Origin of the sequence: Blautia parvula (assembly GCF_020215665.1) — a bacterium.
Lineage (GTDB): Bacteria > Bacillota > Clostridia > Lachnospirales > Lachnospiraceae > Blautia > Blautia celeris.
In genome coordinates this window covers 1,866,958-1,888,186 of the sequence record NZ_CP084061.1, presented here as the reverse complement: position 1 = coordinate 1,888,186, position 21,229 = coordinate 1,866,958, and the positions used below count along the sequence as shown (strand labels likewise).

The 21,229-nt window shown below is 52.3% G+C and carries 21 protein-coding genes and 2 pseudogenes; 2 read left to right on the top strand and 21 right to left on the bottom strand.

Going from position 1 to position 21,229, the window contains the following annotated elements; translation table 11 throughout:
• Nucleotides 1-10: 10 nt before the first annotated feature.
• The 18 genes and pseudogenes from LC508_RS08905 to LC508_RS08820 all read right to left on the bottom strand — a co-directional run.
• Complete coding sequence (locus LC508_RS08905) at nucleotides 11-1,981, bottom strand: C40 family peptidase (RefSeq protein WP_057573106.1); 1,971 nt, start codon at nucleotides 1,979-1,981, stop codon at nucleotides 11-13.
• A gap of 37 nt (nucleotides 1,982-2,018) precedes the next feature.
• Nucleotides 2,019-2,828, bottom strand: coding sequence for a Mom family adenine methylcarbamoylation protein (locus LC508_RS08900; protein WP_009296700.1), 810 nt, complete (start codon nucleotides 2,826-2,828; stop codon nucleotides 2,019-2,021).
• A pseudogene (locus LC508_RS08895) lies at nucleotides 2,809-3,087 on the bottom strand (VirB4-like conjugal transfer ATPase, CD1110 family); the annotation flags it as partial. The gene LC508_RS08900 and the pseudogene LC508_RS08895, both read right to left, overlap by 20 nt.
• Nucleotides 3,088-3,204: 117 nt before the next feature.
• Nucleotides 3,205-4,995: a reverse transcriptase domain-containing protein gene (locus LC508_RS08890; protein WP_002382861.1), complete on the bottom strand. Its 1,791-nt coding sequence runs from the start codon at nucleotides 4,993-4,995 to the stop codon at nucleotides 3,205-3,207.
• A gap of 492 nt (nucleotides 4,996-5,487) precedes the next feature.
• Entirely contained in the window at nucleotides 5,488-7,635 is a 2,148-nt protein-coding gene (locus LC508_RS08885; RefSeq protein WP_009296699.1) for a VirB4-like conjugal transfer ATPase, CD1110 family, read from the bottom strand.
• Nucleotides 7,589-7,978: a PrgI family protein gene (locus LC508_RS08880; protein WP_009296698.1), complete on the bottom strand. Its 390-nt coding sequence runs from the start codon at nucleotides 7,976-7,978 to the stop codon at nucleotides 7,589-7,591. The genes LC508_RS08885 and LC508_RS08880 overlap by 47 nt, the downstream gene beginning before the upstream one ends.
• A gap of 45 nt (nucleotides 7,979-8,023) precedes the next feature.
• On the bottom strand, nucleotides 8,024-8,644 hold the full coding sequence (locus tag LC508_RS08875; RefSeq protein WP_009296697.1) for a DUF7007 domain-containing protein: 621 nt from the start codon (nucleotides 8,642-8,644) through the stop codon (nucleotides 8,024-8,026).
• Nucleotides 8,645-8,689: 45 nt separating this feature from the next.
• Nucleotides 8,690-9,355, bottom strand: a complete 666-nt coding sequence (locus LC508_RS08870) for a septation protein SpoVG family protein (protein WP_009296696.1) — start codon at nucleotides 9,353-9,355, stop codon at nucleotides 8,690-8,692.
• Nucleotides 9,356-9,406: 51 nt separating this feature from the next.
• A complete protein-coding gene (locus tag LC508_RS08865) occupies nucleotides 9,407-10,273 on the bottom strand; it encodes a VirB6/TrbL-like conjugal transfer protein, CD1112 family (RefSeq protein ID WP_009296695.1) in 867 nt (288 codons plus the stop codon).
• 26 nt (nucleotides 10,274-10,299) lie between these two features.
• Entirely contained in the window at nucleotides 10,300-10,512 is a 213-nt protein-coding gene (locus LC508_RS08860) for a Maff2 family mobile element protein (RefSeq protein WP_002571582.1), read from the bottom strand.
• Nucleotides 10,513-10,604: 92 nt separating this feature from the next.
• Nucleotides 10,605-12,428: a VirD4-like conjugal transfer protein, CD1115 family gene (locus LC508_RS08855; RefSeq protein WP_021638948.1), complete on the bottom strand. Its 1,824-nt coding sequence runs from the start codon at nucleotides 12,426-12,428 to the stop codon at nucleotides 10,605-10,607.
• A complete protein-coding gene (locus LC508_RS08850; RefSeq protein ID WP_009299176.1) occupies nucleotides 12,425-12,895 on the bottom strand; it encodes a PcfB family protein in 471 nt (156 codons plus the stop codon). Before LC508_RS08850 ends, LC508_RS08855 begins: the two co-directional genes overlap by 4 nt.
• 91 nt (nucleotides 12,896-12,986) lie before the next feature.
• Nucleotides 12,987-13,763 carry a DUF6674 family protein gene (locus tag LC508_RS08845; RefSeq protein ID WP_057573016.1) on the bottom strand — a complete coding sequence of 259 codons (777 nt, stop codon included), beginning with the start codon at nucleotides 13,761-13,763 and terminating at the stop codon, nucleotides 12,987-12,989.
• Between the two features lie 39 nt (nucleotides 13,764-13,802).
• Nucleotides 13,803-14,849 carry a hypothetical protein gene (locus LC508_RS08840; RefSeq protein ID WP_009299174.1) on the bottom strand — a complete coding sequence of 349 codons (1,047 nt, stop codon included), beginning with the start codon at nucleotides 14,847-14,849 and terminating at the stop codon, nucleotides 13,803-13,805.
• A gap of 14 nt (nucleotides 14,850-14,863) precedes the next feature.
• Complete coding sequence (locus tag LC508_RS08835) at nucleotides 14,864-15,574, bottom strand: antirestriction protein ArdA (RefSeq protein WP_009299173.1); 711 nt, start codon at nucleotides 15,572-15,574, stop codon at nucleotides 14,864-14,866.
• On the bottom strand, nucleotides 15,564-15,917 hold the full coding sequence (locus tag LC508_RS08830) for a DUF7768 domain-containing protein (RefSeq protein ID WP_009299172.1): 354 nt from the start codon (nucleotides 15,915-15,917) through the stop codon (nucleotides 15,564-15,566). Before LC508_RS08830 ends, LC508_RS08835 begins: the two co-directional genes overlap by 11 nt.
• A gap of 307 nt (nucleotides 15,918-16,224) precedes the next feature.
• Complete coding sequence (locus LC508_RS08825; RefSeq protein WP_025491509.1) at nucleotides 16,225-17,595, bottom strand: ParB/RepB/Spo0J family partition protein; 1,371 nt, start codon at nucleotides 17,593-17,595, stop codon at nucleotides 16,225-16,227.
• 252 nt (nucleotides 17,596-17,847) lie between these two features.
• Nucleotides 17,848-18,348 (bottom strand): annotated as a pseudogene (locus LC508_RS08820) (ABC transporter substrate-binding protein); the annotation flags it as partial.
• Nucleotides 18,349-18,531: 183 nt separating this feature from the next.
• Between LC508_RS08820 and LC508_RS08815 the strand changes: the two are divergent.
• Nucleotides 18,532-19,401, top strand: coding sequence for a helix-turn-helix domain-containing protein (locus LC508_RS08815; RefSeq protein WP_103731221.1), 870 nt, complete (start codon nucleotides 18,532-18,534; stop codon nucleotides 19,399-19,401).
• A 52-nt stretch (nucleotides 19,402-19,453) separates the two neighbouring features.
• On the opposite strand, the gene LC508_RS08810 is transcribed toward LC508_RS08815, so the two are convergent.
• Nucleotides 19,454-19,792, bottom strand: coding sequence for a helix-turn-helix domain-containing protein (locus LC508_RS08810; RefSeq protein WP_033140945.1), 339 nt, complete (start codon nucleotides 19,790-19,792; stop codon nucleotides 19,454-19,456).
• Nucleotides 19,793-19,954: 162 nt separating this feature from the next.
• Between LC508_RS08810 and LC508_RS08805 the strand changes: the two genes are divergently transcribed.
• Nucleotides 19,955-20,167: a hypothetical protein gene (locus tag LC508_RS08805; protein ID WP_033140946.1), complete on the top strand. Its 213-nt coding sequence runs from the start codon at nucleotides 19,955-19,957 to the stop codon at nucleotides 20,165-20,167.
• 75 nt (nucleotides 20,168-20,242) lie between these two features.
• On the opposite strand, the gene LC508_RS08800 is transcribed toward LC508_RS08805, so the two are convergent.
• Both LC508_RS08800 and LC508_RS08795 read right to left on the bottom strand, forming a co-directional pair.
• Nucleotides 20,243-20,503, bottom strand: a complete 261-nt coding sequence (locus tag LC508_RS08800) for a hypothetical protein (protein ID WP_033140947.1) — start codon at nucleotides 20,501-20,503, stop codon at nucleotides 20,243-20,245.
• 99 nt (nucleotides 20,504-20,602) lie between these two features.
• Nucleotides 20,603-21,088: a DUF6512 family protein gene (locus tag LC508_RS08795; RefSeq protein WP_033140948.1), complete on the bottom strand. Its 486-nt coding sequence runs from the start codon at nucleotides 21,086-21,088 to the stop codon at nucleotides 20,603-20,605.
• Between the last annotated feature and the right edge of the window lie 141 nt (nucleotides 21,089-21,229).

Here is a 21,229-nt window from a genome sequence, read left to right as displayed (position 1 = left end):
TTTATGACGGTCAATTTCCTGATAAACGGCCAAATGCGTAGAAATGCTGCGTCCAGTAGGACGTGCTGATACTGGCGTATTGAATTGGGTTCCCACAGTGGATCATCATATTGTTGCCTACATAAATTCCTACGTGGGAGACTGGCACGCCGCTGTCATAGGTGCCAGTAAAAAAGATGATATCGCCGGGCTTTGCGTCAGCGGGGGAGACACGGGCGCACTGGTTGTAAATGCCCTGCGCCGTGGTGCGGGGCAGGTTATGGACGCCGCTGTTGGAAAATACCCAGCAGACGAAGCCGGAGCAGTCAAAGGAGGTGGACGGGCTGGAACCGCCCCATACATAGGGATAGCCCAAGTATTTCTCCGCCTCCCCAATCAGGGCCGCGAAGGACGGGTCGGACAGGGCCTCCCCGGGTATCTGGTAGCCGGGGTCCGTCCCTGTGCCGCCTCCCGTGTAAATGCCTTCCCACAGGTGGGGCTTGTTGCCCTTTAATTCCTGCATGACGGAATAAATCTCCTTCTGCTCCATGGTAAGCCGGGTATTCACCACGGCGGGGAGAGTGCGGTTTTTTAAGGTCACATGGAGGATATAGTATTCATAAGGGACTTCCTCGCTCGTCTCGTTGCCGTCCGCGTCTGTGCTGGTTTCTGTGCGGTAGCGGATTTCCACTTCCTCGGTCAGCGTCAGCTCGTACTGTGCTTCAAAGACCTCCCCAAGTTCGCCCTGTATCCCTGACCGGGTATAGCTGTGGTATTTGGCCGACAGGTAGGAGGCAAGCTCATAGGGGTTGTGGCCGATTTCATCTACGTTGTAGCGGTATTCGTCATAGCCGCTGTGGGTGTGCTCGATATTGGCAATCTTCTGTTTCAGGTCATTTTCCAGAGCGGTATAGTCCTCGTCCGCCCCTAAAAGGTCGCTGTCAGCGGAGGCGTAGGAGGTGCCGGATATGGCGTTTGCAAGGCCGCTCCCCAGCATGGGGATAAGGGAGGAAAACGCTGACAGGATATAAAACAGCAGGAACAGTACCACGATAATCAGGATAAATACCGGGTGGCGGGCCGCCGCCTGAACCGCCCGTTTCGTAATGGTTCCGGCTGTGGCGGCTGTTTTCTTCGCCGCCCGTGCCCCCTGCTTTGCGGCCTGTCTTGCCTGTCTGGCATACTGGCGTTTCAGTTTCCATTTCTGTGCCATGCGGGAGAGCGGGTTGCTGGCAAGCTCCGGGTGTTCCTTTGCCATCTTCTGAAAATCCAGATTGGCCCGTGCCGCTAGCTCCTTTCGTTCCCATTTCGCCACCCGGCGGGCCGGGTGCTCACGGTAGCGGCGTCTGGCAAACCGGGCGAGCTTACGGGTTCCTGCCTCTGCCACAAGCTCGGATTTATGGGCTCCTTCCACGCCTACGTTCTCATGCTCAATCTCGTGTATTTTGTTGTGGGTGTAAAACCATACCTCCGCCCGCACACCCCGGACAGCCTTCTTTGCCAGTCCCGGCTGTTTGGGCGGCTTCTGTGAGGCCAGCTTTTCCCGGGCCGATTCCAGTTTCCGTCCGGCCTTATCCGCTTTTTCCTGTGCCTTCTCCGTCTTGTCCGGTTTCCTGCCGTCAGAGCGTTCCTTGCCGTCAGCCCGTTTCTCCCCATCGGCATATTTCTCACCATCAGTACGTTTCTTACCGGCCCGGTCAGGCCCGGCCTCTTTGTCATGGGGTTCCTGCCCTCCGTCTCCGTCCGCATTTTCCTCCCGCCGCATATGGTCGGAGGGGCGGGCCCGCTCCGTATCCTGCCGGAACTTCCCGGAGGGCTTCGGGCCATGCTGGCCCGAGGTGGCCCCGTCCTGCGGCGGCGTGTCCCCTTCCTCAAAACGCAGGCGGCCGGAAGGGGCGGAATCCGGCGGCGGGCTGGTTTCCTGCTTCGGGCCATGTTGGCCCGAGGTGAAGGTATCCGGCGGCGGCTGTTTTGGCCTGACTTTCTTTGGTTCCTTTCCCATAGGTCATTCCTCCTTTCCCGGAACAAAAAAAGCCAGCTCAACATTTCTGTGTGTTGAATTGGCATACATCACGGTTAAATAACGGCGGCGGGATTGGGGCGTATACGCCCGGGGCGGTTCGCATGGTGAATTTCAAATCCTTATCCTTCGGGTTTGGGAGCCCCCGGTACTCCGGGTAGGCGTTCAGGATTTTTTTTGCCTGCCTGTTCAGCGGGTAGAGATAACGGAACATGAGGCCGTTGATTTTTTCAATCCCCTTGTATTCACAGTAGCCATGGGTCAGCCAGAACCGTCTTTCCACCCCGTCAAGGGCGGCGTTTTCTTCCAGTAAGAGCCTTGCGCTCCGTGGGTGGATTTTCTCCCCGGTGGCCGTACAGCGGTAGACGCTGGTGGGAAAGCTCCCGATGTACCGGAAGTTCGCGGCCTGATACACATAGCCGCATTTCCCCATAATGCCGTCCGCCAGCGTGTAGAGGAACAGGCAGTCTGTATTATTTTTCAGCCATTTTACAAGCTGGGAGAGCACCCGGCTCCCAAAACACTGGTTCCCGTTCATTTCAGGGAGAAAACACATCTTCCCGATTTCCAGATAGTCGCCGGATTGGAGCCTGTGGCGGGGGAACATCTTCCGTATGCTTTGGAGCGGCTGGGTTCCCCAGCCCAGCGCCACCACGCCCGCAAGTCGGTTTCCAGTGTAAAAGCCCAGATAGTGCTTATTCAGCCGGGGCATGATTTTGGAATAATGGTAGCGGCGGATAAAGCCGATGGCCTGCTCTTTGGGGATTTCCCGTACCGTGAGCTTCGGGCCACGTTGGCCCGAAGTGGTGTCATTCCTGTTTTGGCTCATTCTTCTTATCCTCCGGGCGGGTTGTCATGATTGCATAGAGCTCCGTATTCTGCGGGAAGTGGTCTACGAAGGGGATTGTGACGTTCCCGAAAAACAAAAGGCCCTCACCGGAATTGGTGTGGGTCACATAGGAAAGCTGGTGCGGACTGATACCAAGCTGTTTTGCGATGATCTGCCGGTCGCCCTGTGCCTGTGCGAGCAGTACGAGGAAATCCGAGTTCTCGAAAATATTCTCAATCTCGGGGCTTGCCAGAAAATCGTAGGGTAGGGTAAAGGCGTCTTGCCGCCGTTGGCGGCAGGTTTCCTACACCCTCCCTCGGAACCGGACTTACTCCTCTCGAAGTATCCGGCTCCCCATTAGTAATTGACGTATTGATTAGTGTTTGTGTATTCTTTCATGGCACTTGCTACAAACAACAAGTGTTTTCCGCCGCTTCTTTTTCATCACGGTTTCCCAATCAGAATTCCCCAACTCGTTTAGGTTCCGTATAACGTGAACCTCGTACAAGTCGGCTTCTTTACACCCACATAGTTCACAAACTCTGGCATTAAGCCGTTGTCTGATAGTGGTTTTCCAGCTAAATTTCTTTCTCTGATAGATGATGTCACTCGCTTCGCCACGCTTACAATCTGCGATTTTAACAGGGCGTACACGTTTTGTCCCAGCTTTGGTTTCATAAGGAACAGACCACGTTTTCCCGTCTTTGTGCTGGCGGATGATTTTGCGGATACTGGTTTTATGCTTGTTGGCAATCGTCTTTAAGCAGCTATACTCCATGAGATAGCAGAAGTAGTCCAGCGTGTGATAGTCACAGGCCAGATTGTAATAGTTGCATAGTCCTCTTGCTTCGGCATTGTACTGCTCCACAATCTCATAATCCGCAAGGTTGAGAAGTCCGGCTCTGTGTATCGGCTGGAACTCCCCATTCTCCTTTTGGCGAATGACTTTCTTTGCAAACATAAATTTCTCAATCTTTTCCGTATGGGGAATAGTAAGGGCAACTTTCATGTGCAGGGTACGGGATTTTCTCCACGTCCCGTTTTTCATTCTGTGACCTTTGACCTCCTGATTTCTGCGGACGCAAATATCATAGCCAATGAAACGGACTTTTTCGGAGCTGTGCGTTATCAGCGTCTTTTCTTCACTCAAGGTCAATTTCAACTCTGTGCTTAGAAATTCAGCGATTTCGGTTTTTAATTCTTCACATTCCGCTTTTGTGCCGCACACACCTGCCAGCCAGTCGTCCGCATAGCGGACAAAAGTAAATTTCTTATTGTCGGCGGGTTTGCAGGGCAGATTTCTCATAGCTTTCTTCTGCGCTTTATGCTGGTCAATCAGTTCTTGTCTTTCCGCTTCATTATCGGTATGGTCAATCCAGTAGGACAGCCTTTTTAATTCTTTGCTTGCCGTATGATATTCCGGTGTCTGATATGCGGACCTCGGTTTATCAAAGCGTTCTGCGATTTCCCGAAACTTCTTGTCCAGCTCATTCAGATAGATATTTGCAAGTATCGGTGAACAGATACCACCCTGCGGAGAACCGCTGTAAGTGGCGTTATACTTCCAATTCTCGATATACCCAGCTTTCAAAAACTGGCGAATGATGTTCAGAAAACGACTGTCTTTGATTTTCCTGCTCAAAATCTCAATCAGTTTTTCGTGATTGATGTTATCAAAACAACCCTGAATATCACCCTCGATAAACCAAACCACGCCTGTGAAGTCAGAAGAAATCTGACGGAGTGCGGTATGACAGCTTTTGCCCGGTCTGAAACCGTGGGAGTGACTGTCAAAGACAGGTTCATAGATAGCTTCCAAAATCATTCTGACAACTTCTTGCAGGAGCTTGTCACGGAAAGACGGGATACCCAGCGGACGGAGTTTTCCGTTTTTCTTTGGAATATACCCACGTCTTACAGGGTTAGCCTTGTAGGTTCCGTCCTTTAGTGACTGGATTAACTCTTTTACATAGAAGTCACTGAAACCGTCTGCGGTATCGTCGTCGATACCCTGTGTTGTTGCGCCTTTGTTTGCATAAAGTTTCTGATAGGCGGCGTAGTAAATATCTTCACGGAGTAAATATCTGTATAGCCTTGTGAATACGCCGTCTTTGTGTTCGCTGGAACACCTTTCAATACGCTCTAAAATTTCAGATGTTGGTTTCATTGAGGTTTCTCCTCCCTTTCATTCTTACATTTTAGATGTTACTAACTGGCTCCCTTCGCCATGTAAGGGTCATTACCCCTCTCGGACTACTATGGAGCCTCCGTTACCATATCCGGCGAATGAGCCGGACTTAGGCAATCCCCAGTTAGCGTTGTGCTTAGGTGAATGAAGATTGTCGGATATGCTTTCGGTTCGTTATGACGTGTTCTCACGCCTGTTTCATAACGTGTAGCAGTTGTCCCGCCGTGAAAGATGACGTGACAGCGTTATGACATGGGTTACAGGACTTTTCCCACACCTGCAAAAAACAGGAACTGGAACCTTACATTCGATAAACCCAATCTTATCCTCATATCTTCTTAACATTAGGAAACAGTCGCACCTAAGTCCTTTGGTGACTATTCCTTTTTCTGCCATGCGCTGTTCCCGTAAAGGATTTCTCCTTAGTCGGTAAGGCAGATTGTTTCGCACACTGCCGTGTGCGGCAGTACCTTAAACTGCTTTGCACAACGCCCTATCTGGGCGCACCTTCACGTTCTGGGTCAAAGCTGACGGGACGCAGCCTTTCTTCCGCAGCATTTTCCAGATGGCAACGCAGTAGCTGGCCGTCAGGGCGTCCCGGAGCAGTACGTGAAATTCGTCAAAGTAGCACCATGTGGAAAGCCCGTTCATGAAGTTCAGGGAAACCTGTGAGTTCACTAAATCCTGCATGATGAGCATGGCAATCGTGCGCAGTCCCGCCCCCAGCTTCTTTAAATCGAGGCACACAAGGCGGCGGTTCAAGTCCACGTTGGTTTCATGGTTGAATACGTTTAAGGAACCGGACACGTAGATTTCAAGGGAGGTTGCCAGACGGGAAGCCTCCGCCTCCGGCTGTTTGCAGAGCAGTTCGTATAAATCCTGCAACGTCGGCATCTGTTTCTTTTCCGGGTGCTGGATATGCTCCCGGTACATGAAGCGCACACAGCGGTCAATCACCGTCCGGTCAATGGGCTGTAGGCCGTCCTTGCCGCCAACAATGAGCTCCATCAGCGACAGGATAAAGTCGGCCTTTAAGGCCATGGGATTTTCCTCGTCAAAACTCAAATCTATGTCCATGGGGTTGATGTGGTGCGGGCTGTCCGGCGCAATCTCAATCACCTGACCGCCCAGCCGCCGGATTAGCGGGGAATATTCGCCCATGGGGTCTACTACGATAATCCGGTCGCGGGTGGCGAGGAACACGTTCACAAGCTCCCGTTTTGCGGCAAAGGATTTCCCGGAACCGGGTACGCCAAGGAACAGGCCGTTGGGGTTTTTCAGTTTCTTCCGGTTCGCCATGATGACGTTGTGGGAAAGGGCGTTCAGGCCGTAATAGACCGCCTCCCCGTCCATGCGGAGCTCCTGCGTTATGAAGGGGACGAAAATGGCGGTGCTGCTGGTAGTCAGGCCCCTCTGTATCTCAATGGCGTTGTGGCCGAGGGGAAGGCTGGAAAGGAACGCCTGCTCCTGCTGGAAGTCCAGCCGTTTCAGGGCGCAGTTGTATTTCTGCACGATTCCTGACACGGTGAACAGGTCGTTGTCCAGCTCCCGCCGGGTGGGCGCCATGTTGACCACAAGGAAGGTCAGGAGGAACATTCTTTCATTCCGGCTCTGCAAATCTTCCAGAAGGGTCTTAGCGTCCTGGCTGTAGGTCACAAGGTCGGGAGGCAGAATGTCCATGTCGTAGCCGGAGCGCACCGCCTTTTTCTGTTCCTCCACCTTCATCTTGTCGATATCGGAGACTTTGGCCTTGATAGCTTTCACGGCGGCGGCCTGATCGACTGTCTGCACATGGAGGGTGATGGTCATTTCCGCGTCCAGCTCCAACAGCTCCGCCAGCAGTTTATCGGAAAGCTCCGAGGCAAGAATCTGCAAGTAGGAGGAGGCTCCCCATGTGGTGCCCACCCGGAACAGACGGCTGAACCGGAAGTCAAAGCTGGTGGGCGCGATAAAGTCCTTTGTGGAAAGCCCGGTTTTTGGTATCATATCCCATGAAAAACGGAAGGGGTCATTCCCGCCCGGGTGGAGCTGGCCGTGGAGCAGTTCCAGGCGTTCCAGCCCGGAGAGGGCGGCTGATTTTACGCCCAGCTTCTTAAAATTGTTCATGATATCGGCCTCCACCCGTTCCAGCCTCGCCCGGGCCGTGGATAAATCGTCCACGTTCACGCCGAAGGTCAACAGTTTCGTCCGCACGATTCCGTTGTTGCTTTTGGCTATCTGGTTTTCCAGCATTTCCACGTATTCCTGCCGCACCCCGTTATATTCGTCCTCCTGCATGGAGATGTTGACGCTGTAGCGGCTTTCCGGGCGGCTCCGGTGGTTGATGAATGAGAGCTGGAAGGGGAGGGTGCTGTCAAAGTAATTTAAGCAGGCGCTCCACCCGTCAAAAATGGCGGCCTGATCCTCGGCCTGTGCGAGCTGGTAGTTGATGTCCTCGTATTCTATGGTTTTCGTGTAATAATGGTCGGCCACCCGGCACACGCCGTCCCGGTACATTTCCCGGTAGGGAAGGGTCTGCTGGGCGGTGGCGGGAACCTTCCGCTTTCCGCCGGGAAACAGGCCGCCTTTCCGGTCAGGCTTTTTTCCTGCGGGGCTTTTTCTTTTTTTCTGGTTCTGCAATCGGCTTCGCCTCCTTCTTGAAACCGCTCAATAGAGCATAAAAATTTTCTGTCTGATAGGGCCGCACCCTCGGATATAGGAACCGGGTGCGCAGGATATTCCTCAGCACCTTTTCAAGTGGCAGGCCGTCACGCTCATACATGGCGAAAAAGAAAAACGGGAGCATGAGGCCAATCATCAGGAAAAGGGCCGGGCTGTTTCCGATGGTTCCACGGCTGGACAGGTAGGACGGAATCCCCACCGCCGCCGCAAGGGAGAAACAGATAAGCTGGCGCTTCGTCAAGTTTAAGGCCAGCTTCGTCTTGATTTTGTTTAGGTCTTTTGGTACGGGTACATATGCCATGGGCTGTTCACCTCCTTTGGCACTTCGGGCCATGGTGGCCCGAAGCTATCTGGCCGTCTCCTTTGCGGGCAGGGGCCGTTTCCCTTCCACGGCGGCCTCTCGTCCGGCCTGCCTTGCCCGCCAGTAGTCGGGGTTATACTGTCTGATGGACTGGTTGATGTTTTCCTCAAATTTTTCCTTATCCTTGATACGGTCAGGGATTTTCCACAGCTTTTTATCTAAGAGCTCCCGCAGTACCACGCTTTCCTGTGCGTCCTCCTCAAAACAGATGTAACCGTTCCTCTGGAAACCGCATTTTTTAGCCGCAGTAGACAGGACGGCGGCCACTTCCTTTGCTACCATTGTCCCGCCGTGGCTGGCCGTGCTCACAAGGAACACCCCGGGGCAGAGCGTGTCGCAGGTCTGAACCTTGCCCCACGGGGAGCTTTCCGGCTCATGGAACATGCCGCCTGTCCTCTGGCGGTCGGCCTGCATGAGCGCCGCTTTTTCCAGAATGGCTTTCAGCTCCGGGGACAGGTAGGGATATTCCCGCAGGACACGGACGGCCTCGCCGCCGCACTCCTTCATCAGAAGGGAATAGGCTTCACTGTCAGCCACGGTACAGCGGCCCAACAGCTTTCCATCGTAGTAGCAGGCGGCGTCATAGGCTTGTTTTATGTGTGTCATGGGCATACGCCTCCTTCCTTCACTTCGGGCCACCATGGCCCGAAGTTATCTGTCCTGCCCGCGGCTGGCCTTTGCCTTTGCGGGTTTCTCCGCCTGCGCCTGTTCCGCCTGTTTTGCCCCGGCGGTGAGCTGTTCCTTGATGGAGGGCCGTTCCTGGCCTCCCCGTGCGGCTGCTAATCTTGCCTGCAAATGGTCGAGCTCCGTCGTATAGGCTTCCACAACCGCTTCGTTAAGCTGACTGCGGAACTCCTTCGTGATGGGTTTTGCTACGTCACGGTAGCCCCCGTTTCTGTCCGGCTGGCTGGGCATACCTGCATAAATCCCTTTTTCGCCTTGCAGTATCTTGAAATTCTCCACCACAAAACAGTCGTTGAATTTCACACTGGCAAAGCCAATCAGGTTTTTTACGGGGTCAATGAGCCTCACGCTCACGTCCAGCTTCATGGGTTCCTGTGTAGCGGCGGGTGCGCCGCCTGTCTGTTCCTGCATAACTGTCTCCTTTTCTGAAATGGGGATAAGGCCCCCGTTTTTATACTCGTAGCCTTCTGCCCGGAGTGCGGCATGAGTGTCCGCCGACAGAAGCCTGTATAACTGGATATCCGTGTCTGCGAGGAAACGCAGGGTATCCTCTTTTGTAAATTCCTCGGGGAGCTTTCCAAAGTAGGCCGGGTGGGCCTGCCCGTCCGCCCCCAGCTTGTAGCGTCTCGGCATATGTCCTCCTTCCCGCCTCGGGCCAGGGTGGCCCGAAGTCCTTCTGCCGGTTTAACCGGTGCCGAAGATGGATTTTGACAGGCTCCCGGTCTTAAAGAGAGAAAAGCACAGGAGCACCGTATAGCCGACACAGCGCCAGATGGCTCCCATGGGGTCGCCGTCCGTTGCAATACTCTGAATCAGCACGGCGTAGATTGCCACGCATACCATAATCAGGAGCCCCTGAAAGCCGACCGCGCACAGTGACCGGAAATAGTTCTGCCCCATGTGCCCGGTTTCCCGGTTCGCCACGGTGGAGAAGGGGATAGGGGCAAGGCTGGTCAGCAGGTATATCTCAATCATGCGGCCATAGACAATGACAAATATCACGATATTCAGGGCGGTCATGGTGAACTGGACGAGGAATGACTGGAGGAACAGCCCGAACAGCGGGCCCAGCTCCATCGCCTCCAAGTCCGTGCGCAGGCTGTCCATAATGTCCGGCGTGATTTCCGTGCCGCTCTGGATAAGCCCCGCCGACTGTTGTATCACATGCTGGCTCACGTCAAAGACAGCCAGCACGATATTGAAGGTGTTCGTCAGGATCGTCACGGCCACGAAGGTTTTAAATATCCACTTGAAGAACATCCATGTGTCTATGTCATGGAGGTTGTTCCGGTCTATGAGCATCTGAATGAGCTCATAGGTCATGACGAACGTGAGGATAATCCCGGCGATTGGCAGAACGACCGTTTCCGATATCTGCCGTATCATGGAAAAGACCCCGGCGTTAAAATCCGCCGGGGTCGTCCCAACCTGCGAGGCAATCCCTCCGACCTGCTCATTCACGTTGTTGAAAAGGCCGTCCAGATTTCCCATGATACCATCTACAAGCACACCCTTGAGCCATTCCACGATTGCATTGATGATAGTATCCATATATCACTCCTTTAAATGGGAACGCTTTAGAACAGGCCGGATAAGAGGGGGATAAGCTGTGTGCCAATCAGGACAACACCGCCTCCGGCCATGAGCTGTTTAATTCCCTGTGATTTTGCCGCCGGGTTGTCCGAGCCGTATCCTTCTAACAGGTTGATGACTCCCCACACCGCAAGCCCGGCCCCCAGGGCGATAACGAGAACCTTTAATATGTCGATAGCAGAGTTGAAAAATTCCATGTGGTTTCCTCCATTTTCTTAGATTGAATCGGTTTTCGGGTAACAAAATAGCCGCCCATAACGGCGGCGCTTCGGGCCAATGTGGCCCGAGGTCACGCAAAGTCGTCACTGTCCATGTCGTCAAAGTTGAGAATGTCAGCTTCTTCCTCTGCGTCTGTTTCCTCTATCTCGTAGACCGTGTATTCGTCCTCCGGTTTTAGTCTCAATGGCCGGTGGCGGAACAGGGTTTCCGAGCGGAAGGCGTTTTTCTTTTTGTCGTACTCGGCTGTCTGATTATAGCTGGGGTGCTTTTTCAAGTCATACTTCGGGCTGTAAAAAGGCGGGAGGCCCCGGAGCTGGCAGATACACATATTTCCGGGCATGGTGGTGATTTCGCTTGTGGTGAGAAGCTCCCGGCCCAGACGTTGCATATTCTGCCCGTAGCTTTCGGACTGTCCCCGGGTGCGGCTTTCTGTCTGCATGGAGATGGTGGCCTTGCCCAGCCAATTTTCAGAAATTTCCTTGATTGTGGAGCTTTCCCGGCCTCCGAGGAAGACGATGGAATCCATATTCCCCATGATTGTCTCGGCGTTGTCCTTATAGAGCGCCTTGCACTGGCTCATGGCCTGATAGAACAGCGTCAGGCTGATTTCGCGGGAACGAATGACGGCCACGATTTTTTCCAGTCCCGGCACCTGTCCCGTGTTGGCTGCCTCGTCCCACAGCACCCGCACATGATGGGGGAGCCTCCCGCCGTACTTGTTGTCGGCCCGCTCACAGAGCATGTTGAACATAGTGGAGAAGGCAAGGGCAACGAGGAAGTTGTAGGTGGTATTTGTGTCGGATATCAGGAAAAACAGGGCTGTTTTTTCATCTCCCAGCATATCAAGCCCCAGCTCGTCATAGGTCATAATTTCCCGGAGCTCCCCAATATCGAAGGGCGCGAGACGTGCTCCACAGCTAATCAATATACTTTTTGCGGTCTTGCCGCTGGCTAATTTATACTTTTTATACTGCCTCACGGCAAAGTGGTTGGGGTTCCTCCGTTCCAACCCGTCAAACATATAGTCAACGGCATTTTTGAAGCTCTCATCATCTTCCCGGACTTCCATGCTGTTAATCATTTCCACAAGGGTATTCATGTTCCGTTCTTCCTCCGGCCCCTCAAAGACGATATAGGCAATCAACGCACAGTAAAGAAGGGTTTCCGCTTTTGTCCAGAACTCGTCCCCGTCTTTGCCGTCCCCTTTGGTGTTGGCAATCAGGGCGGTCACAAATTTCAGCACGTCACTTTCCGTCTTGATGTAGGCCAGTGGATTGTAATGCATGGATTTGGTAAAGTCGATAGTGTTGAACACCCGGAGCCGGTAGCCCTGTCGTTGCAGGAAACGCCCGCATTGTTCGAGGGTGCCGCCTTTTGGATCTACGACCACATAGGACGAATGGGCCTGAAGGAGCTGCGGGGTCAGCCAGAATCTTGTTTTTCCGGAGCCGGACGAGCCGATCACACAGGCGTTTAGGTTCCGGGCGTTGGCCGGGATTTTGGGCCGGGTGTTCAGTGTCAGGAACTCCGTACCCGTGAGAATGACGTTGTTTTTAAATACCGGGTCTACAAAGGGCTTGATATCCTTTGCCGTACCCCAGCGGGCCGAGCCATATTCTTCCTCACGGCGGAACTTTTTTCCCTTCCTGATTTTGGACTGCACAAGCAGGTACATTCCCACGGCCCCGGTAAGCCCCACCAGAAGGTCTAGCCCGCCAAGGCCCGGAAGGTAGTTTTCAAAGGCCGTAGGGAAAGTTTTCATCATGCCTACGAGCTTCGTGCCGAAATCGGCTCCGGCGGCCATGCGGTAAGCCGTCCCCACCTTTGAGAAGAACCAGAATACAAAGAGGTAGGGGAGGTTGGGAAGCACATATTTTCGGATTTTGTCACTCACCGTTCTTCCTTCACCGCCTCTCTGGTTTTCTGGCGCTCCTTCGGCCGGGACTTGATATGCTCTGAAAGGTTCCGTAGCTGGCCGAGGATAGAAGCCTTGTCTTTCCCCTTATTCAGCACCTTGTCACTGTATTTCTGGAACGCCGCCGTCATGGCGTCCGCCTGTCCCGCTTTGAAAAACAGCAGGTAGTGGCCGGGGCTGACCTTATGGAACGCATAGTCTACATGAAATTCCTTTGCTATGCGGTCAAACTGCCGGGGCGCTCCCACGAGGGGCATGGAGTTTTTGGCCCCGTAATGGTTCATCAGCTTTTTCACGCTTTGGCGGCCTTGCGGGGTCAGCGCTTTCTGGTGACGCTTTTTCCCTTCCTCTAAAATCTTCCATATTGCGGAGGCCAGCACCCGGCCTGTGAGCTTTGTTGCCCGGATTGAGAGGGCAACCGTTTTTTGGTTTACTTCGTCCTGCATAATACCTCCTTCCTGTCAGGCTCCCATAAACTCCGGGGGGCCTCTTATCTTTACGGGAGACGGAAAATCTCGGGCCAATGTGGCCCGAGGTCTACCGCTCGGCATATTTGGAGGGCGGGGCCTCTTTTGCCGGTTCCGCCCGTATCTTTTCATTCTGCGTCCGCATGGTGTCTAAGATGGACGGCTTTTTTTCTGCCGCCTGTTCCAGCCGTTCTATCCGGGCGAGGGCTTTTTCCACGCTTTTCTGCATGGAGAGCAGGCTGGAGCGTTCAGCCCGGTAAGGTGCCGCAACTGTTTTTGCCAGCTTGCCCGGGCCTTTTGCCTTTGATACGGCCTCCTTCCCCATCAGGGCCCGGCCTACATTTTTCAAATGCCTGCCCGCCTCGTGGTATTCGGCTGAAACGGCTTCGATTTTCGCAAGGGCCTTTTCGTCTGTGGCAATCCCCGCCTGAATGGTTTCCTTTACCCCTTCCAGACCTTCCCGCAGATGGAAGAAGCGGGCCACGCCGTCTAAGGCCGCCGTTCCTCGCTGCTTAAAATCGGCAAGGGCCTGTTTACAGCCCTCTATGATGATTTCTTTCAGCGCGTCAATCTGCACCCTCAACTGGGAAACTTTCGCCTCCAAGGTCTGAACCGACCTTTGCAGGGCGGCCTTTAACGGCGATTGCTTCATTTCCTGCAATTCCTGCCGCATGGCGGTAAGCTCCTGAACCGCACTGGAAAGCTGTTCCTCCAAGTCTGACACATGGCCGATGGCGGCCATGAGATCCTTTGCGCTGGAAAAATTGTTTTCCTTCAGCACGGCCAGCAGTTCCTTTACTTCCTTCTGCTCCGCCAGCCGCTTTTGTCTGGTCTTACTGATAATCAATCACTCCCTTCATAACCTCGGGCCAGCATGGCCCGAAGCCTACCGTTCGGCCTCCTTCTTAGGCGTAAGCGGTTTTTCCTGTCCCGGCTCCTTTGGATATTCCTGCATGGTTTTCAGGATAGACGGCTTTTCCTGCGCCTTCTTTTGAAGCTGGGAAGGACGTTCACCGGAAAGCGGCTGGATACAATCCAGACGGTCGGCGGCCCAGATTGCGTTATCGGTAAGCTGTCGCTGCCATGCGCCCACGCTGGGGGCCCACCGGAATCCGTTCCCTTTGAGTTCCGTCCGGGTATCGGCGTCCGGTTTCCCGTCAAAGAAGATTTGCAGGCGGTTGTCCTGCCGGTTCATATCCACATGGCCGCCCTGAAACTCCCAGCCGGAAAATTCCGTTTCGGCCCGTTTGCTTAAATCTTCGATTCGTTCCTTTACCCTGCGGATTTCCGCGCTGGTATTCGTAAGGTCAAAGGGCTTTCTCAGCCAACTGTACCGGGCCATATCCGCCTTTAGCTTTTCTATCTGGTCAGGGGAGAGAAGCACACAGCCGTCAAGTGTCCCGTGTTTGCGGTAATAAATGTTGACTTCCTTCATAATCAGTTGGGAGCGTTCCAGTCCTTCCAGTTTCTCTTTCAGCTTCGTGATGGCCTCCGGGTCATCTGCGCTGATTCCGCCCATGCCGGTACTGCGGATTTTATCAAGGAGGCCCTGAATATGCCGCCATTCCTCCATGTTGCTGTCGCGGGCCCGGTTCTGGTTTTCCTTCTGCCTGATGGGGAAGTTGGCAGGCCCGGCTATCATGACGGACGGAACCCGCGCGTCAATCGCAAACTGCTGGTTCATGTTTTCTGCCAGCTTGCGGGCATAGGTATCAAGCAGATGGTCGATTTTTTCATGAAACATGGGGTCAACCCTTGTTTTCTGTTTCTCTGCCACAGCGGCGGCCTTATCTACGAGGCTATGGTATTCGGCGGTTGCACTCCCTTCCTGATAATCATAAAAGCTGTTCATCTCTTTGGCACGGCGGGCCGCTGTCTCGTTGATTGGATAGTAGTTAATGTTACCTGCACCTCCTTTGCGGCCTCGGGCCATGCTGGCCCGAAGTCTTACCGTTCCTCATGGGAAGGCCCCGTCTTTTCCTTTTTCGGAGCAAGCGGGGCTTCTTTTAACTGTTTCAAGGTTTCCAGAATGGAATGTGGCGTTTCGTTGGGATAGGCAAATACACGGTGTTCTGCGGGGATATCCCCTATTCCGTGATAATACTCGGTAAATACAAGGGGAGCGGCGGACACATAACCACCCGGCGCAAAACAGCCGCCTTCGTTGATGGCGATATCGCGTCCGTATGCCTCATAGTCAAAATAGGCCCGTATATCGGAAGGGATATTGATTGCCATGAGCTCGTCCGCATAATAACAGCCTAAAGCCTCCCAAGTTTCTATACCCGGCTGAAAGTTGTAAATATCAAGATTTTGAGCGAGATTGATTAAATCTTTTACGCTTGCCGTATGTTTTCCCAAAACAAGGGCGGCTTCATACTTTGCCAGTTCGCCCTTATCCCGTACTTCCTCCAGAACATGCGCCAGATGGTTCAGCTCGTCAATATCCTCATATTCATCAAGATAGTCGGACAGCCCCAGCACGTCACTTTCAAAGTTCGTGATGAAGATTTCTGAATATTTCTTCCCGTCTATTTCTATCCGGGAAAGAAGCGCCTGTATTTCCTCCGTGGTGGCTGGGAATTTTAAATACTCCCCGACCTCAACGCCTCTGGTAGCATATAAGGCCACATTTGTCAGATAGGCTTCAAACATCATCTGCGTTCCGGCCCTGCTGGTTGACCGTCACAATCCCGTCCAGGGTGGTTGCCGTGATGTTCAGCCGCTGGGCCACGGCAATATCATTTTTTACATCTTCGTCCACAGCACCGCCGCAGACAACAAGCACCCGGGCCCGCCGGAGCATATCCCGGCGCATGTCAATCCCGTCCTTATGTTCCTCGGGGATAGCGTCATTGATAAACAGCGGCAGATACAACAGCGGGCAGATCGGTGAGAATCCCGCTTCGTAAGTAATCCGGCAGTATTGGACGGCAAGGGCGGCGTCAATATCCGGCTCCCCGTTCCATGCCGCAGTAATATAAGCTAAAGGTCGTTTCACTGTTTTTACCTCCGTTTCTTCTATAAAAGAGTAGTAGCAGGATAGAGCCCAACCCCTCCGCCCCTTCCCGTGGGAAGGGGAACGGCTCAAAGGAATTTATATCCCCGTCGCTTGACCGCCTTAAAGCATAACCGGGAGAAATCTGTCAAGGGTGCGAAGCACCGCCTACGGCGGCAGGCCCTTGACAGATTTTCCCGGCTATGCTATCCAACAAACGGCGACGGGGAATTATATATCCTTCGAGCTTCGGGGTGTGGGGCTGCGCCCCACGGTCTTAGTCTCGGGTCACACTGGCCCGAAGCCCCGCTTATTTCTCCTTGTCAGCCTTTTTCTCCGGCTTGACCTGTTCCTTCTGCTGTCCCTTCCAATCGTCCAGCAGTTTGATGATCTGGTCTTTCATTTCCCTCGGGGTGGCCTCCGCGCCAAAATATTTCCCAAGCTCTGCACCTGTTAAAATCACTTTGTCTACCTCCTTCTTATCCTCCATCATGATTCCGTCAATCACGTCACCGTTGAGCAGTTTCTTTTCGTCAAGCTCCCTCATGCGTTTGGCCTGTGCCTGTGTGGGGGAAGCCTGCTGGCTGTCAATGGAGACAGCGATATAGTTCTGGTTTTTCTTATTGATATAGGAGAGCTCCACGGCAGTTGTGAAGCCGATTTTCTTATCGTCCACCAGCTTCATTAAGTCGGGAACCAGCTCATTGAGCCGGATAAACCGCTGAACCTGTTTGACCGCCATCTTGTTGCGCTCTGCCACAATCTCATTGGAGCGTTTCCCGGCCTCCTTCGGGTCAACATGGCCCGAAGTCCGGGCTCCCTGATGTTTGATGGCCTCCAACTGCATTTTCAGGGCCTTCGCCTTTTCACTGGGGAGGATTTCCTCACGCTGGTTTAAGTTGTCCTCCACCATCTGCGTGATGGCTTCATCATCGGTCAGGTTGCGGACGATACAGGGCATGTCCGTGTAGCCTGCCAGTTCGCTGGCCTTCTGACGGCGGTGGCCGGATACAATCTCATAGCCGCCGCCCTCCAAGGGCCGGACGATAGCGGGCTGGGTCACACCCTTGTCCTTGACGCTGGAAACCATGGCCCGCATTTCTTCATCGTCACGCACGCCGAAGGGGTGGTTTTTGAAGGCGTGGAGCTCATTCAGCTTCAGATAGACAATCTGTTCCTCTCCCCGGCGTGGTGCCTCCTTTGGTGGCTCCGGGGGCGTGGGTGCTGATTGTGCCGGGACACTGGCTCCGGGAGCTCCTTTAGAAGCTGAAGCCGTACTTTTGGGCTTTCCCGGTTTCGCTGTCTGTGCGGGCTTTTTCTTTGTCTCTTTTTTCGCAGCGGCAGTCTTTTGTGTGGGCTCCGGTTTCTCAACTTTCTTCTGTCCGGTCTTTGGCAAATCAGATAACTTAGTTATAGAAGCGGACTGTTTTTTGTCGGGAGCGGCAAGACTGGCCTCGGTCTGCTTCTGCTGGGCATCTTTGACTTGCTTTACAATATCGTCCAGCTTTTTAGAACCAGCGGATTCTGTTTCCTTCGTTTCAAACGATTTTGTATCAGCCGCCTTGTCCCTTTCCTCACCCGGTTGAGCTACAGCCGGAGCAGTGTCCTTGACCTCCTGACTGACAGGCGGGTCGGTGGGAGAGGACTGTTCCTGTGAAATTTTAGGCTTATCATCAGCCATGTGTGCATTACCTCCTTTTCGTGACATGAAAAAAGGCCCAACCATTACGGTCAGGCCCGGTTAAGGGGTTATTTCCTTGCGACAATTTTCGCCTCCTTCCTTTGAGGATAGTAAAAAGGACAGTGCGGGCCTGTCCTCTTTAAGCAAACTCTATATATTCAATCAATGCTATGAAGCAGATATAATCTTTTCCTCATACTTGAAAACCGGCAATTCCAGGGATTTTCGGCTTGTCCATTCGTAAATTTCCCTAATGTGCTCAAATGTTACATCGTGGTTAGGTCGGCCGCCGGCGCGCCCGCCCAGAATATCCTTATCCTTTAAATCACTCCACTTGAAATCCGGCATCTCTTTTCTGGCTACCAGGAAATTTCCGGCACGCTGTGTAAGCTGCGCAAAGTTGACGACTGCGTCATTGGCACCTTCCTGGTAGGCATACACGGATGCCTCTGCGCCCATAAAGCCGATGTCTGCGTCACCGGAGAGGACAGCAGTCATGGTTTTGTCAGCGCCGAAACCTGTCACGCACTCTAACCGGATGCCTTCCTTTGTAAAGTATCCCTCCTCAATGGCCACATACTGCGGCGCATAGAAGATGGAATGGGCAACTTCATTCAGTTTCACATCCACCAGTTCTTTTTCCGTGCCGGAATCTTTGGAATCTTTCCCACTCTTTGCTGACTTCTGGCAGCCTGTAAGACACATGGAAGCGCAGAGAGTGACTGCGAGTAAAACGGATAAAATCTTTTTCATAGTTCCCTCCTGTTATTTGGTGCAATAAAATATTCCCAAAGGCCGCAGGGTGCTCCGGGACATATAATAAGGTATGAAAAAGGCTTGCCAGAAGTTCCGGGACCGGTGTTAAAAAACAGGCTTGTTCCCAAAGCAGAAAAATTTTATAATGGAGTTACAAAGAGAAAACGGGAGGAACCCTATATGAGCAACCAGCGATATTCCATGGAGCCGCCTCCTCTGTCACTGCCTGTTCAGCTTTTGTATGTGACCTGCGCCAGGTCTGACAAGGACTGGCACAGTATGGAGCATTCCCATTATTTTGCAGAGCTTTTCTTCATCACAAAGGGGGAGGGGAGCTTTATCATAGACAATAAGAGAGTACCCGTGCGGGAAAATGATCTGGTTTTAGTAAACCCGGGTGTCTCCCACACGGAACTGGGAAATAAAAAAAGCCCCTGGGAATACATTGCCCTGGGCATAGAGGGGCTGCAGTTCCATTCCGGGGAGGAGAGCGGACCCTATGACTACAGTGTCCATTACCTGGGACAGCGCCACAGGCAGATTTCAGACTGCCTGGCGCAGATGGTTGCGGAGGCGCGTCTGGAAGAACCGGACAGTGGGGTGATCTGCCAGAAGCTTCTGGAGCTGCTCCTTCTGTATATTACCAGGCATACCCGCCAGAACCTTCTGGCAGCGCCGCCCAAGAAAGCCACCAGAGAATGCCGTTTTGTGGAGCAGTATATCAATGAACACTACTTTGAGGAGATCACCCTGGAATCCCTGAGCCTTCTGGCCCATATCAATAAATACTATCTGGTCCATGCGTTTAAGGCCTATAAGGGAATCTCTCCCATCAGCTATCTGACACAGAAACGGCTGTCAGAGGCCATGCATCTTCTGGAGACCACCAACTATCCGGTCACGAAAATATCAGGTATGGTCGGATACTCCTCCCAGTCTTACTTTTCCCAGGCATTCCGGAGAATGACTTCCATGTCGCCGAATCAGTACAGAAAGAGTAATGAAAAAAAAATGCTGGAAAGCAAACAGGAAACCGGCCGGCAGAATTAAAAAAGCCGTGGGCTGCAGCGTATCTTACTGCAGCCCACGGCTTTTCTGCGTCTTATTTTTGCAGACGTTTTGTCAATGTCCACAAGAGCTGGAGATCATCACGGTCCAGTTCCTGCATATCCTGGTACAGATTCTTGAATTGTTCAGGACAGACAATGCTCTCGTCAAAAAATTCTTTTGGTGTAACATTCAGATAATCACAGATATAGAAAAATACCGTCATGGAGGGAAGTCCTTTTTTATTTTCCAATCCGTTGATGTATCCCGGGTTCTGTCCAATGGAAAGACTCATGTCTCTTGCAGAGACCTTCTTCGCTGACCGAAGCTGCGTAAGACGGTCATAAAACAATTCTTCGTAGCTGTTTTCTTCAAAAGTATTCTCGCTGTACATATTTTTCACCACCTAATATATAACATTGTACATGATACTATGCCCCAAAATGTCGTTTTTAATGCGTAATCTGTCTTGAAATATCGTATTGTATCTGATATTATAAAAAGAAATATTAGATTCATTAAGATATTATTAAATTTACAGGGAGCGGGAGTGAAGATGACAAGAAATGAAAGAATACATGGACTGGGATACTGCAGGTCGTGCCTGAATGAGACATACGGACTGAAGCTGAAGCGGGAGGATGTGCTGGTATATGATTTTATGGGACAGTGTATGAAATGCGGAAAAACCCGCCATATTGTGCATAGAGTTAAGAAATATAAGACCTGGAAACTCATAGGTTCCCGTAAACTGGGAAAAGAGTGCTGAACAGCAAAAAAAGAGGGGATCGCACGCATGACAGCATCACGCGTGTGGTCCCCTCTTTCGGATCAGGGCCAGGGCTTAGAGCCTGGGAGTTTTTATTTCCCTGTTTTTCAGATATTCTTTTACGCCCTCCACATCACTGTAGGCAAAGTGGCGCAGTTCCTTTTCTGTCATCTGTCCCAGCTCTTCTAAGTCCGAGCTGCCGGTGACCGGACAGATGGGAAGAAGTTCCTCGGCGGTCAGGCCGAATTCCTCCATCTGCTGTGGAGATATGTACTGTGTCACTTCTATTTTATTGCAGGATTTGCAGTGGTACACAGAAAATACTTCATTGCTCATATCTTTTTCTCCTTTGTCAGAATAACAATATCATAATACAAGACAGGGAAAAAGTACAGGGGAGTTTTTACGGTACGGGAAAGTTCTCTGTGCCGTATTTTATTTTATCATAAAGAAGACGGAGACAGCCGTAAAGACAGCCAGTAAAAGATAGAGGACAGCATAAAGGATGCGGCACAGGGAATCCGATAGCTTCGTTTTTCTGAGGGCATAGGCCAGCAGATAGGTGGTCAGGACGCTGAGAATAAATACCGTGATATCAGCCCACAGGTAATTCTTTTTTGTGAACAGCGTATACCCGTAAAAGAGCGCGGGCATGGCGGCCAGCCCGGCATACAGACCTGCCAGGTTTTTGCAGAACAGGTCAGGACAGCGGTAGGAGAGCAGGCGCCGTTCTGTAAGCATAAAGAGAAGTGCAGGGAAGAACAGCAGTTTGAGATGTTCCCACACACTCTCGTTTACCGGGCTGAACAGTCCGACCAGGAAAAAATCACCGGACCATCCGTAAAAAAAGTGGGACAGGGAACCAAGGATCATGGTGAACAGGATACCGATCACGGTAAAGACTTTAAAAGATTGCTGCATAGGGAGACCTCCGGGGATTAACATGCATTATGTTTAAAATTATGCTGGGAATTGAAAAAATATATGTATGACACTTGAAAAAATAGAGGCAACGGAGGATAATGGGGAGGAAAAGTAAATACAAGGTAATGGTTCCGGCTG

Excerpts from the sequence above, each read along its gene's own strand:
- LC508_RS08905 (WP_057573106.1), bottom strand. The coding sequence starts at position 1,981 with ATGGGAAAGGAACCAAAGAAAGTCAGGCCAAAACAGCCGCCGCCGGAT.
- LC508_RS08900 (WP_009296700.1), bottom strand. The coding sequence starts at position 2,828 with ATGAGCCAAAACAGGAATGACACCACTTCGGGCCAACGTGGCCCGAAG.
- LC508_RS08890 (WP_002382861.1), bottom strand. The coding sequence starts at position 4,995 with ATGAAACCAACATCTGAAATTTTAGAGCGTATTGAAAGGTGTTCCAGC.
- LC508_RS08880 (WP_009296698.1), bottom strand. The coding sequence starts at position 7,978 with ATGGCATATGTACCCGTACCAAAAGACCTAAACAAAATCAAGACGAAG.
- LC508_RS08875 (WP_009296697.1), bottom strand. The coding sequence starts at position 8,644 with ATGACACACATAAAACAAGCCTATGACGCCGCCTGCTACTACGATGGA.
- LC508_RS08870 (WP_009296696.1), bottom strand. The coding sequence starts at position 9,355 with ATGCCGAGACGCTACAAGCTGGGGGCGGACGGGCAGGCCCACCCGGCC.
- LC508_RS08865 (WP_009296695.1), bottom strand. The coding sequence starts at position 10,273 with ATGGATACTATCATCAATGCAATCGTGGAATGGCTCAAGGGTGTGCTT.
- LC508_RS08860 (WP_002571582.1), bottom strand. The coding sequence starts at position 10,512 with ATGGAATTTTTCAACTCTGCTATCGACATATTAAAGGTTCTCGTTATC.
- LC508_RS08850 (WP_009299176.1), bottom strand. The coding sequence starts at position 12,895 with ATGCAGGACGAAGTAAACCAAAAAACGGTTGCCCTCTCAATCCGGGCA.
- LC508_RS08840 (WP_009299174.1), bottom strand. The coding sequence starts at position 14,849 with ATGGCCCGAGGCCGCAAAGGAGGTGCAGGTAACATTAACTACTATCCA.
- LC508_RS08835 (WP_009299173.1), bottom strand. The coding sequence starts at position 15,574 with ATGATGTTTGAAGCCTATCTGACAAATGTGGCCTTATATGCTACCAGA.
- LC508_RS08825 (WP_025491509.1), bottom strand. The coding sequence starts at position 17,595 with ATGGCTGATGATAAGCCTAAAATTTCACAGGAACAGTCCTCTCCCACC.
- LC508_RS08815 (WP_103731221.1), top strand. The coding sequence starts at position 18,532 with ATGAGCAACCAGCGATATTCCATGGAGCCGCCTCCTCTGTCACTGCCT.
- LC508_RS08810 (WP_033140945.1), bottom strand. The coding sequence starts at position 19,792 with ATGTACAGCGAGAATACTTTTGAAGAAAACAGCTACGAAGAATTGTTT.
- LC508_RS08805 (WP_033140946.1), top strand. The coding sequence starts at position 19,955 with ATGACAAGAAATGAAAGAATACATGGACTGGGATACTGCAGGTCGTGC.
- LC508_RS08800 (WP_033140947.1), bottom strand. The coding sequence starts at position 20,503 with ATGAGCAATGAAGTATTTTCTGTGTACCACTGCAAATCCTGCAATAAA.
- LC508_RS08795 (WP_033140948.1), bottom strand. The coding sequence starts at position 21,088 with ATGCAGCAATCTTTTAAAGTCTTTACCGTGATCGGTATCCTGTTCACC.